11 protein-coding genes are annotated in these 12050 nt (G+C 64.9%); 1 reads left to right on the forward strand and 10 read right to left on the reverse strand.

Annotated elements, in window-relative coordinates; all coding sequences use genetic code 11:
- The 6 genes from ACRDU5_RS21390 to ACRDU5_RS21415 all read right to left on the reverse strand — a co-directional run.
- Positions 1 to 3062: ATP-binding protein (locus ACRDU5_RS21390; protein WP_526616993.1), on the reverse strand; the 3062-nt coding region annotated here is incomplete at its 3' end.
- Positions 3059 to 3661, reverse strand: a complete 603-nt coding sequence (locus ACRDU5_RS21395; RefSeq protein ID WP_526616994.1) for a DUF4194 domain-containing protein — start codon at positions 3659 to 3661, stop codon at positions 3059 to 3061. The genes ACRDU5_RS21390 and ACRDU5_RS21395, both read right to left, overlap by 4 nt.
- Entirely contained in the window at positions 3658 to 5115 is a 1458-nt protein-coding gene (locus ACRDU5_RS21400) for a DUF3375 family protein (RefSeq protein ID WP_526616995.1), read from the reverse strand. The genes ACRDU5_RS21395 and ACRDU5_RS21400 overlap by 4 nt, the downstream gene beginning before the upstream one ends.
- Positions 5116 to 5216: 101 nt before the next feature.
- Positions 5217 to 6098, reverse strand: coding sequence for a formylglycine-generating enzyme family protein (locus tag ACRDU5_RS21405; RefSeq protein WP_526616996.1), 882 nt, complete (start codon positions 6096 to 6098; stop codon positions 5217 to 5219).
- Positions 6099 to 6149: 51 nt separating this feature from the next.
- Positions 6150 to 8501 (reverse strand): arylsulfatase, encoded by a 2352-nt coding sequence (locus ACRDU5_RS21410; RefSeq protein ID WP_526616997.1) that lies wholly within the window; start codon positions 8499 to 8501, stop codon positions 6150 to 6152.
- A gap of 20 nt (positions 8502 to 8521) precedes the next feature.
- Positions 8522 to 9199 carry a DUF2306 domain-containing protein gene (locus ACRDU5_RS21415; RefSeq protein ID WP_526616998.1) on the reverse strand — a complete coding sequence of 226 codons (678 nt, stop codon included), beginning with the start codon at positions 9197 to 9199 and terminating at the stop codon, positions 8522 to 8524.
- A gap of 56 nt (positions 9200 to 9255) precedes the next feature.
- On the opposite strand from ACRDU5_RS21415, the gene ACRDU5_RS21420 reads away from it, so the two are divergent.
- The gene (locus tag ACRDU5_RS21420) at positions 9256 to 9954 is read left to right on the forward strand and encodes a TetR/AcrR family transcriptional regulator (RefSeq protein ID WP_526616999.1); all 699 of its coding nucleotides are present in this window, start codon (positions 9256 to 9258) and stop codon (positions 9952 to 9954) included.
- Here the strand turns inward: ACRDU5_RS21420 and ACRDU5_RS21425 are convergent.
- From ACRDU5_RS21425 to rplP, 4 genes are read right to left on the reverse strand one after another with little or no spacing between them, the layout of a single operon-like run.
- Entirely contained in the window at positions 9951 to 10844 is an 894-nt protein-coding gene (locus tag ACRDU5_RS21425; protein ID WP_526617000.1) for an alpha/beta fold hydrolase, read from the reverse strand. The genes ACRDU5_RS21420 and ACRDU5_RS21425 overlap by 4 nt on opposite strands.
- A gap of 31 nt (positions 10845 to 10875) precedes the next feature.
- Positions 10876 to 11229, reverse strand: a complete 354-nt coding sequence (rpsQ, locus tag ACRDU5_RS21430; RefSeq protein ID WP_526617001.1) for a 30S ribosomal protein S17 — start codon at positions 11227 to 11229, stop codon at positions 10876 to 10878.
- Positions 11229 to 11462: a 50S ribosomal protein L29 gene (rpmC, locus tag ACRDU5_RS21435; RefSeq protein WP_526617002.1), complete on the reverse strand. Its 234-nt coding sequence runs from the start codon at positions 11460 to 11462 to the stop codon at positions 11229 to 11231. Before rpmC ends, rpsQ begins: the two co-directional genes overlap by 1 nt.
- On the reverse strand, positions 11462 to 11878 hold the full coding sequence (gene rplP / locus ACRDU5_RS21440) for a 50S ribosomal protein L16 (RefSeq protein WP_526617003.1): 417 nt from the start codon (positions 11876 to 11878) through the stop codon (positions 11462 to 11464). The genes rpmC and rplP overlap by 1 nt, the downstream gene beginning before the upstream one ends.
- Between the last annotated feature and the right edge of the window lie 172 nt (positions 11879 to 12050).

Raw genomic sequence — 12050 nt, forward strand, 5'->3', positions numbered from 1 at the left:
GTGTAGGCGAGCTTCTCTTTCTGACCACCGGACTTACCCCCGGAATCGGTGTAGTTCTCGTGTTCGGTGTCGTCGGCCCGCCACCGCTCGGATGCGGCGAAGATGCGCCAGTTGCGGACGTCGGTGACTCGCTTGACCCAGGCGCGGTCGGCATCGGTCTGGCCCTCCCGTCCGCGGAACTTCTCGATCAGGTTCTTCACCAACAGGAACCGCTCCTCGGAGTACTGGTCGCTGTCGTCGGCGCCGATCGAGCCGTCGCTGCATCGGCGCAGCTCATCGCGGAAGGCACGGATCTCCTGGTTAGGAGTCGGCGATTCCTCCAGCCGGATGTAGCGGCCCTCGTTGTAATCGATGTCGACCAGCGACTCGTTGATGACGGCGATGCGCGACGAGATCAGCTCCACCTGCTTGTTGAGTTGTGAGTGAAAGCCCGCGATATCGCGGATCGTGTTGGTGTTCAAGTAGTCCTTGAAAGCCGCTTCGAAGCGAGGCAGGTCGTCTTCGACCAGTTGCGCGCGCAGCACCCGGTACTCCCCCGCGGATGCCACATCGTCGTCCATGTCCGAGGTGTCGGAGGGGTACTTCTGTCGAAAGTCCTTCATCCTGACCACGATTCGACGAACCAGTGTCTCCGACTTACCGCCGACGCGCTCGGCCTCCTCGGTCAATGCACGGTACTGACGTTGTTCCTCGCCAACGCAGGTGTCGGCCGTCGCCGGCGGCTCCGCCACCCGAGCGGCGAGCGCGTCAGAATAGCGCGCCGCGTCCGCGGCCGCAGGCTCGGCAGCCACCTGCGCCGCTTCCGCCGCGCCTTGCTGCGCGCGGTCACGGTCCTGGGTCACACTGCCGACCCGCTGGTTGATCTCCTGGCACTCCCGCTGGCGGGAGCCGATCGCCGCCTCCGTCCGTTCGATCTCGGCGCCTATGCGGGCGAGTTCAGCCGAGGCGGACTCCAATTCGCGCTTGCGGTGTTGCAGCCGGTCGATCTCGGCGACCATCGATTCCCAGTCGATATCGTCGTAGGACGTCGCCACCACGGGCAACTTGTCCAGGGCGGACTTGCGCGCGGTGGCGGCGTTACGGTCGGCGCTCAACCTAGCAAGCTCGTCATCTACTCGGTGCAGATCGGCCTGGGCGCGCTGGGCGTCAGCCAGGAGCGCGTCGATCTTCTGCTCGTTGTTCCAGCCCAGTACGTAGAACCGGCGGTCGTCGATGCGGTGCGAGTCGTCCTTCTCGTGTCGCCCGCGCGGGGCTTTGATCTGGCCGGCGGGGGTCAGCGCATGCTCGTGGCGGCGAAACTGCTCCATGGTGTCGACGCACATATGCGGTGCGCGCCTGCGGAGTTCCCGTTCGATCCAGTCGTAGCACGGGCCGTCCTTGATGTCGAGCTTGTTGGCCAGCGCGCCCGCGGGCGGCGTCGATGTGTCCTGCACCGAAACCATGGCCGGTACCCGGTAGTAGACGAGCTTGCCGCCCAGGTGATTGACGTCGACCCAGTCGGACACCCGGGCGTACAGTGGCTGCGGCACCAGCAGCGAGAGTCCGAAGCCACGCAGCACCCGCTCGGCTGCGCCTTCCCACGCGGCATGCTCAGTCGCCACCCGGATCAGCTCGCCGGCGAATGGGACTTCTGACGGCTCCACACCCAGCTCTGAACACATCCGCTCGCGGATTCGCATGTTGCGGTCCGGAATGTTGTTGGGACGTTTCCGCAGGCTGCCGAGCTCCGCGGCGATATCCGTCGACTCGGACTCCAATTCCCGCCTATTCACCGCGGCGTCGGTGATGCGGTTGTCAAGGTCTGCCACCTGCGTCTGCAGGGCCACTGTGGCTGAGGCGATCTCGCCGGAACGCGCACCGAACTGGGCACCGTCAGACACCGATTCCAGCCCTGCTTCGACCAGATACGCGTCGAACCGTTCACGGCGCACGCGACGATGCTCACGGCGCTCCGAACGGTCGTCGATGCGTCGCTCGATCTCGGCGATCTCCGCACCGCCATGGCCGGCCTGCTCCAACTTGAGACTGTCCAACCGCGCCCGCAGCGAGGCCAAGTCCCCTTCTGCAGCGGTCAGGCGCCGATTGGCGTCGGCGAGTTCGGCGCTCAGGGCTTCGACGTGACGGGTGTGCAAAGCCTCCCGTAGCCCGGCGAAGTAGTAACGTAGCGCGTCCCGTTGGCCGTGTAAGTCACCGAGCTGGGCCTGCAGCTCGTCGAAGGCGTCGCAGTCGCCGACCAGCGGCGCCAGGTCGGCGAGTTGGCTGCGGGCCTTGACCACGGCGTCGTGTGCGCGAGTGAGATCCTCGAAGTGCGCAACGAGCTTGTGAACCCAGGCGGCTGCGTCAAACGGCTCCAGCATGTGGTCGCGGACGAACTCGTTGAGGTCTCCCACTGATTTCATCGACACCGTCTGGTGGAACAAATCCATGGCCTGTTCGGAGGCGATCGCAAGCCGGCGCCGGTAGTCGCGGCTGTAGTCGGGAAAGTGGTCGTACACCGACGCCCCACCAGTGCGCAGCCGTTTGCGCAGACCTTGCAGCTCGGAACCGAAGTTGCTGAAGTGTTCGGCGACCGACAGCTCGGCATCGGCGGTCACAAAGAACCGCTCGGGTTGGCCACCCACACCCTCCTTCATCCAAAATACCTGCGCCAACGTCACATCGGCGTTGAAACCGTCGTTACGGAAGTAACCCAACACCACCGAGTACGTGCCCGCGCCGCGCAGCGCGACGGGTCGCGAGCTGCCGGTGGCCTCGTTGCGCTCAGACTTGTAGAACCCGAGCACATACGAACGCAGATCGCGTTCCCGCGTCTGCGCACCGGCGGCCTTGTTGTAGGCGACACGATGTGCTGGCAGCAACAGAGTGGTGACAGCATCGACCAACGTGGACTTGCCGGATCCGATATCCCCGGTAAGCAACCCGTTGCGCCCATTCACGTGCATCTGCCACACCCGGTGATCGAACGTCCCCCAGTTGAGTACTTCCAGACGCTGCAACCGGAAACCGACCAAGCTGTCGGCGTCGGGGGTGTCCACGTTGGTCGGCGGGAATAGCGCCGTCACGTCGTCTCCTCCAGTTCGGACGCATAATCGGCCAGACGGGCGTCGAAATCCGACAACCACTGCCCGTCGACGAACGCCTTGAGCACCCTGCGCACCTCGAACTGATCGTCCTGCCGGGGCAGTCGGCTCAGGAAGCCCAGATCGACCACCCTGCCGATGGTGCGCTCCACGGTGTCAACGATGCGCGCCTCGTTGTTCGAAGTCGGCATGAACATCAGCATCATGTCGACGATCTGATCGCGGGTCAGGATCAACCGGAAGCCGTCGTCGGTGGCATCGAACTCGGCGAGCTTCTTACGCAGCAGCGCCAGCATCAGGCTGGTGTGAAAAGACAAGGCGTGCCTGGCGATCAGCCGCGGGATCGGCGGCGAATCATCGTCGGGGTCATCGGGTTTCGATCTCAGAAATGCATACCCCTCGGAGTCGTCGACCACGACCACAAGACCGATGGTCGCTACGTAGTCGCTGATTCGGGGGACCAGCTGGACCAGGTGTTGCCAAACCTGCTGGTGGGTATCGCGGTACACCACGCCTTTCATCAGGTGGGTGACAGCCAGCGGCAGGTTCAGCTCTTTGCGGGTCGCTCTGGTTGTCGTCACGCGCTGACCTCTCCGCCGAATCCTGCGCGCGCGTAGATGACCCGGGGCAACGTCGCCGTCCTGGTGACACCACCCTCGTCGGTCCAGCCGACGCTGTCGCGGGCGCTTTCGTCGAACACTGTCGTAAATCCCTCCTCGTCGAGCGCCATGTATGTCACTAGTTCCGAAAGCCCGTGTGTAAGTGGGCTTTCGGCGACGAGCTCGGGCAGCCCGATCTGTGGCACCCGCTGCAGCGCCTTGCGGACCGACCGGATCAGTGGAGCGGGATCGACGTAGGTCTGCTCAAACAGTGCAGCCGATTCGCTGTCGAAGCTGCCGTGCTCGACGCCCCCGCTGTCGACAAAAGTAGTACGCGACCTGGTGTAGAGCGGCCGCTCCATCGGTAGCCGAATGGTCGGTGAGGTGCCGTCGATCTCGTACCTGAATGCGTCGGTACGCCGATCTCGCAGCGTCAGCGACCGTGACTCGATGCTGCGCAGCAGCTCGATGACACGACGGTTTTCTAGCCATACCTGGTCGTCAAGGAAGCGTCGTAGTTGCTCGGAGAGCTGGCGCACGGTTGCCTGCGCCCGTTCACCGGCGTCAAGCCAGTCATGGTGGATGTAGCGCAGGCGAGAGTCGGCGAATTCGTCCAGGTCGAGCTGGTGAACCCGCCGTAGCAGCTCGGTGAGCTCGGACTGTCTGGTCGGGGAGAGCAGCAGATCGTAGAAAGCCTGGAAACTTCGCCCCTGGTCGGAATCGGCGATGAGGCTTCGTCCGCCAACGACCTCGTCCAAAAGCTGCCCCTTCGCTTTATCCCAGGTCGTGATGCGCTCGCGCAGGTCGCGGTCGAGTCGGCGGAAGTTGGCCTCGACCTCACGAAAATCCGAGAGAAGCCCGCGCGCGGTTTCGGCCAGCTGTTGGTACCGGTCTCGGCGCGCTGTGGGGCCAAGCACCGCGAAGTCTCCGCCTTCAACCGCCGCGATCTCACGGTCGATCTCACCGCGCTGGCGGTGCAGCTCAGACAAGCGCACCGCTGCATTCGTCTCGGATCCGAACACCAGTTGACGCAGCAATTCGAACACGGTGTTCAGCCGGGATTCCGTTCCGACAAACGCCCGGTCCCGCAGCGAGGACACCCAGGCCACCGCGCGCTCGACGGCTGCGGTGGCATCGTAGTGCGCCTCGTCGGATCCCGGCGGATAGAACTTGCGCAACCAGCCCGCCTCCGGCGCGGCCCAGTCATCGAGATAGGACTTTGCCGACTTGGGATAGGTCCCTGCGCCGAGACGCTCGTTTAGTGCGAACAGTTCGTCGTCGAGCCGTGTGATCAGTTGGGACGCCACGATGTCACGGACGTTGTCCTCGACGAACACGTCCCCGAGGAAAGACAACACCAAGGGAGCATTGTCGGCACACAGGAGGCGCCACGCCGGGCTGAGTGCCCGCACGACGGCGATCTCCTCGTACTGCATCGACCAAAGGTAGCTCGGTGCGGTGACAATCGGCGCGCACGAGCACCCGCATTTTGCGCGCAAGTCTCGGCGTGTCGGCCTACAAACACTCGCTCGCGGGACTACGGCAGGTCGTCGACGCAGCGGAACCCGATGTGGGTGGTGGCGCTGTCCTGTGACTGCGGCGAGCGCGCCGCCGGCCGGTAGCGATGGCAGTATTCGGGCGCACACAGGTGTGAGCCGCCCTTGAGCGCCTGGTTGACGGTCGGATCGGCCGTTGCGCCTGGTGCGCAGCAGGCCTCCGGCTGGTCGAGCCGGTGGTGCCCGGAGAATTCGGTCGTCGTCCACTCCCACACGTTGCCGATCATGTCGACCAGGCCGAACCCGTTGGGCGAGAACGTCCCCACCGGCGAGGTGCCGGCCCAGCCCAGCGCGCCATCGTTGCGGTACGGGAAGTGGCCCTGCCAGGTGTTGGCCATCAGTTGGCCTCCGGGCATGGCATCGTCGCCCCATGGATAGGTGGCGGTGCTGCCGCCGCGGGCCGCGTACTCCCATTCGGCCTCGGTCGGCAGCCGGCGCCCGGCCCAGCTCGCATAGGCTGCGGCATCGGGGTAGGCCATCTGCACCACCGGGTGATCGAGGCGGTCGTCAATGCCGGTATCCGGACCGAACGGGTGGCGCCAGCAGGCGCCCGGTTTCCACTCCCACCACTGACGCCAGTCCCGTAGGTCCACTGGTCCATTGGTCGGCCGGAACACCAGCGCGCCGGGCACCAGATCGGCCGGATCGGCGCCCCGATACAACGCGGGATCGAGTTCCTGCTCGGCGACGGTGACGTACCCGGTGTCGCCGACGAACTCGGCGAACTGGCCGTTGGTGACCGGGTGCCGTTCGACCGCGAACGCGGCGACCGTCGCGGTGCGCACCGGCGCCTCTTCCGGATAGAAGCTCGTCGACCCCATCCGGAACGATCCGCCCGGCAAGTCGACGAGCTCGGTGAGCATGGCTTCAGGGTATGCCGACGGCGAAGTCCTCAATGAGGACCGTTACGGCGATCAGTCTTTCGCGAAGGCGCGCGCGAATTCTCGTTCCAAATCCACGTACGGCTTGCCCGAGACGTCGACATTAACCTGGGAAATGATGCCACCTGAGAACGAGAACGGCGCCTTATAGCTCCGCGAAACCGGCGAGCCGGTATTGCGCCCGATGCTGAGGCTGGCACCGGCGAGTCCGAACGTTCCCGGATGGATTCGCATGCCCTCGAGGGACGCCACCGCTGCATCGTCAATGAAGAGCGTGGCGACGCCGAGCGGGGTGTGGCTGCCCTCCACTGTTCCGGTGCGCTCATACGCGACACCAAAGGTGTGCTTGCCCAGCGGCACCGCACCCGACGACGACAGCTTCTGCTCATCCTCGCCCAAGAAGTTGTAGATGTAGTGAAGCCGTCCGTCTTGGACGAAGATGACATGCCCGCCATGTGCACCACCGTGCTTGAACACCACGCCCTCGTCGCCCGTGGTGTCGACCGTCACCTCGGCGATGATTGCGAAGGACCGACCGCGGATTTCGACGGCGGCCCCGATGCCGATATCCGCCGTGCCGGGATAGTACGAATACACGTCCCGTTCACCGCTCAGGTACGGCCGCCACCGGGTCATGGTTTCGATGATGTTCAGGTCGGCCAGCGGGAGCCCGTTGTATTTGGCGGCCTCGCTGGACCACAATGCCTTTAGCTCCTCGAGCTTGTCGGGATCCTCGGCGGCCCGGTCGTGGCACTGGCTGCGGTCGCCCTCGATGTGATACAGCTCCCAACGGTCCTTGTCGAACTGCGACCAGCCGGCCGGCGTCGCGGCGTGCACGGTGTTGGCGAACCAGCCGTTGTGCCAGATACCCCGGGTGCCCAACATCGTGTAGAACTGCGTCTCCTTGCCTGTGGGTGCAGCAGGATCATCAAGCGCCACTTTGAAACTCACACCGTCCAAAGGCTTCTGCGGAATGCCCTTGACGGTAGCGGGTGGGGTGATCTCGAGCAGGTCGTACACCGTCGGGGTGATATCGCAGACGTTGACGTAGTTGTCCCGCACCGCCCCGTGCGCCGCAATTCCCTTGGGCCAGGAAATTATTGCGGTGTCGGCGATGCCGCCCTCGTGCGAGGCGTAGCGCTTGAATAGCTTGTACGGCGTGTTGAACGCCATCGCCCAGCCGATCGGATAGTGATTGTAAGTCTCTGGCCCGCCCAGATTGTCCATGAGCTTCAGACCGTCTTCCACGGTGTCGATATAGCCGTTGAAGAACTTGACCTCGTTTACCGAGCCGTTCGGTCCGCCTTCGCCGCTGGCTCCGTTGTCGGAGATCACCACGATGATGGTGTTGTCGAGCTGGCAGGATTCCTCCAAATAGTCGAGTATGCGGCCAATTTGAGCATCGGTGTAGCTCATGAAGCCGGCGAACACCTCGGCCATCCGGCAGAACAGCCGCTTCTCGTCGTCGTTAAGCGAATCCCACGGCCGCACCGTGTCCTGTGGTGGCCACGCTTCGCCGTTTGGTCCCTTGACGTCGACGTAGGGGTTGATCGGAGACAGCTCGGTGTCCGGCGGGACGATGCCGAGTTTCTTCTGGTTCTCCAGCGCTATTTCGCGGTAGCGCTCGTAGCCCATGTCGAACTTGCCCGCGTACCTGTCGGCCCATTCCTTGAAGACATGGTGCGGAGCATGCCCGGCGCCCGGGCAGACATAGGAGAACCACGGCTTGTCCGGCGCGATCACCTTCGCGTCGCGGATGAATTCGATTGTCTTGTCGGCGATGTCCTTGGAGAGGTGATAGCCATCCTCGGGGGTAGCGGGCGGCGCCACGGGGTGGTTGTCGTACACGAGCTCGGGGTACCACTGGTCGGTCTCGCCGCCCATGAAGCCGTAGAACCGTTCGAAGCCTCGCGACAGCGGCCAGTGTCGTTTGGTGGACGCCAGATTGGATTCCTCCAGTGGCGTCAAGTGCCACTTGCCCACGCAGTAGGTGTTGTAGCCGCGCTCGGCGAGCACCTCCGAGAGCAGGGCGGTGTCGGCAGGGATCCGTCCGCTACAGTTCGGGAAACCGTCGGTGAACTCCTCGATGGTGGCCATCCCGACCGTGGTCGCGTTGCGACCGGTCAGCAGCGACGCCCGGGTAGGCGAGCACAGTGCCGTGGTGTGGAACTGCGACAGCCGCACGCCCCGCTCGGCGATGCGGCTCATAGTCGGCATCTCCACCAAACCGCCGAAGCAGTCCCACGTCGCGATGCCAGTGTCGTCCCACACCAAGTACAAGACGTTGGGCGCATCCTTCTTCGCCGACGGGGCCGCGTATGGACCCCAGTCCGGCTCGGAATTCCGAATGTCCAGCTCGATCTTGCCGTTGAACTCCGTTGCCATGGCCCGGGAGACTACACCGGTTACGTGTCGGTTAGCTGCGAAATTGACGACGGCGCTATTACCGGTTTCCGGTTCAGCCACCACTGCACCGCAAGCAGCGGGATCGTCCAGCCCAGCCAGGCGCCGACGCCGGCCACCGCCCATAGGAAGCGCTCCTCGTCGCCGCCAAACACGCTGTCCTGCAACGGGTGCAACGCGATGAAGAGCACGGGGGTCCAGATCCGGTTTGTGATGATCGACAGCGCGAGCGTCGCGCTGCGGATCATGTGGCGCCGGTGGTCGGCGAACCGCCGGTCCCGTCCGGCGAGGTACCCGTTGATCGTGAACCACAACCACAGGGACCCCAGGAACACATTGCTGGCCGCCAGGATCGGGCCGAACGGCGTCGCCGCACCGATGATCATCGCGCATCCGGCAGCCGGTATCGCGGTGAACACATAGACCCGGCCAACCCTGCGGTGCAGGGTCGGTCGACGCGCGCGCAGTCCCGGCCAGATCTGTGCCACCGCACACACCATCGCGACCGCGGCGAACATGACGTGACCCACCAGCAGCGGATAGTGCAGCCAAAAGGTGGCGGGCACGCGGGTGCCGCCGGTGAAGTATGGCGGCAACGAGAACACCAGGAAGATCACCACGATCACGGCGAGGGTCGGCGCCAGCCATTTTCTGCGGGTACGGCGGGATGCGTATGTCATACGCACATAGCGTACGGCATACGCAGAATGCCCGCTTGTCGATTACGCTGACCGTGATGACCCGACGTGAGGAGCCGCTACCCCGCGCGCTGGAGATGCTGTGGGGCGACGCTCCGCCTGCTCGACGTTCCCGCGGGCTGAGCCGCGACGGGATCGTCGCGGCCGCCATCGAGTTGGCCGATGCGGATGGCCTCGGTGCCTTGTCGATGGCCCGGCTGGCCGAGCGACTCGGCTGCGGCACCATGTCGCTCTACCGGCACGTGGCCAGCAAGGACGAGCTAGTGGTCTTCATGCTGTCGACTGCTCCGGGGCCACCGCCGTCACCACCCGACGGTAACTGGCGACAAGGCCTGTCCGAGTGGGCCGTCGGGCTCTGGCAGATCTATCACCGCCACCCGTGGATTCTGCAAGCTGCGGCGGCCGGCCCGCCCGCCGACCCGGGACAGCTGGCGTGGCTGAACGCCGGCCTGGCTGCGTTGGGCGGTACGGGTCTGAGCGAACGTGACAAGCTCGCGGCGGTGATGGTGATACTGCATTACGTCCGCGGCGCGGCGGCGCTGGACAACGAAGCCGGGTACATCGAACGCCCCGACTATCCCGGTCTGCTCCGGCGGCTGATCGACCCGGAGCGTTTCCCGGCGCTGTCGGCTGCGCTCGACGATGGGGTGTTCGACATGGCCGGCGATGACCACCTTGCCGACTTTCACGCTGGTCTGCGTCAACTTCTGGACGGCATCGCCGTCAGGATGTCCTAGGCCCAGGACAGAACGCGGTCGGCGAGGTCGGGACCGCAGTCCTCTTGAACGAAGTGGCTGCCGTTGATGCGGGCATGTGGCTGACCGGTAGCGCCCGGGACATGTTCGATAAGGGGACGGTCCGCGCGCCCGAGGATCGGGTCGCGGGCACCGAAGACGCACAGGAACGGCTTCTCCCACCGGCCGAGGGCGTCCCACGCGGCGCGGTTCGCCGGTATCGCGGGATCGTCGGGTTCGGTTGGCACCAGCTGTGGGAATGCGCGCGCCCCGGCTTGAAAAGCCTTGTTGGGGAAGGGCGCATCGTAACCGGCGCGCACGTCGGCGGGCACCTTGGTAACGGTGCCGACGGACACGATACGCCCGGCCGGCAGCACCGGGGAGTAGCGCGCGAACGCGCGCCAGGTGCGGAAGGCAAAGTTCGCGGGCGCTTGGCCGGCGGGCAAGAAACCGTTCGCGACGACGATGCGTGCGATGCGGTCGCTCTGCTCGGCGGCGATGCGCAGGCCGATCAACGATCCCCAGTCCTGCACGAAGATTGTGACGTCACGCAAGTCGAGAGTTTCGAGCCACGATGTCACCCACTCGACATGGCGCAGGTAGGTGTAATCCTCGATACGCCTGGGTTTGTCGGAGCGGCCGAAGCCGATCAGGTCGGGCGCAAGCACGCGACGGCCGCCGTCGACGAGCGGCGGAATCATGGTGCGGTACAGGTAACTCCACGTCGGCTCGCCGTGCAGCAGCACGATCGGCGAGCCGTCGGACGGGCCTTCGTCGACGTAGTGCATCCGCAGTTTCTGGGTGTCAATGGCGGCGACGTCGACGTAGTGCGGCGCGAACGGGTAGCCGGGCAGGTTCTCGAAGCGAGCATCGGGCGTCTGCAAGACATCCATGGCTGACTCCTCGCATCGGAGCTGTTGCTGGCTACTTGGCCTTTTCGAGGATGTCGACGAGCCGCCAGCGCTTGGTGGCCGACAGCGGACGAGTCTCCATCAGCGACACCCGGTCGCCGATGCCGGCGATACCGTTCTCGTCGTGCGCCTTCACCTTCGTGGTGGTGCGGATGATCTTGCCGTACAGCGGGTGCTTCACCCGGTCCTCAAGCTCGACCACGATGGTCTTCTGCATCTTGTCGCTCACCACGTAGCCGATGCGGGTCTTGCGACGCCCACGCGGCTTCTCGGTGCGCGGAGTGTGCTTGGGACCTGCCTCACCCTTCGGCGCAGCCTTTTTCGCGGGCGCCGCTTTCGTCGCGGCCTTGGTTGCTTTCTCTGCCATCACGATTCCTCATCGGTGGGTCCGGAAGCCAGACCCAGCTCACGTTCGCGCAGCACGGTGTACATGCGCGCAATCTCCTGCCGCACCACCCGCAGCCGACGGTTGTTGGGCAGTTGACCGGTCGCCATTTGGAAGCGCAGGTTGAACAGCTCTTCCTTGGACTCGCGCAGCCGGTCCTGCAAGTCTTCGTCGGTCAGTTCGCGCAGCTCACCCGGCGTCACTCCCACTGCCATCAGAACTGCTCCTCTCGGGTGACGATGCGTGCCTTGATCGGCAACTTGTGGATTGCCCGGGTAAGTGCCTCCCGTGCGGTCTTCTCATCTGGGTAGCTCAGTTCGAACAGCACCCGGCCGGGCTTGACATTGGCCACCCACCACTCGGGTGAACCCTTACCCGAACCCATGCGGGTTTCGGCCGGCTTCTTGGTCAGCGGGCGGTCCGGGAAGATGTTGATCCACACCTTGCCGCCACGCTTGATGTGCCGGTTGATGGCGATACGAGCGGACTCGATCTGCCGGTTGCTGACGTAGGCGTGCTCCAGTGCCTGGATGCCGTACTCACCGAAGCTCACCGTCGTGCCACCGCTGGCGATGCCGCGCTGCCTCGGGTGGTGTTGCTTACGGTGCTTGACCTTGCGGGGAATCAACATGAGTCAGCTCTCCGTGCTTTCAGTTGGCTCCGAAGCAGGGTTGGCCTCGGGCGCAGCCTCGGCAGCGGCACCGGCAGCGGCTTCGGTTCCGGCTGCGGCCTCGGCAACTGCCGGTGCCTCCTCCGCACCCGATGCGGCGCGACCGGCGTCGGTGCTCGTCGCGGTGGTACCC

Source organism: Mycobacterium sp. (genome assembly GCF_050701515.1).
Lineage (GTDB): Bacteria > Actinomycetota > Actinomycetes > Mycobacteriales > Mycobacteriaceae > Mycobacterium.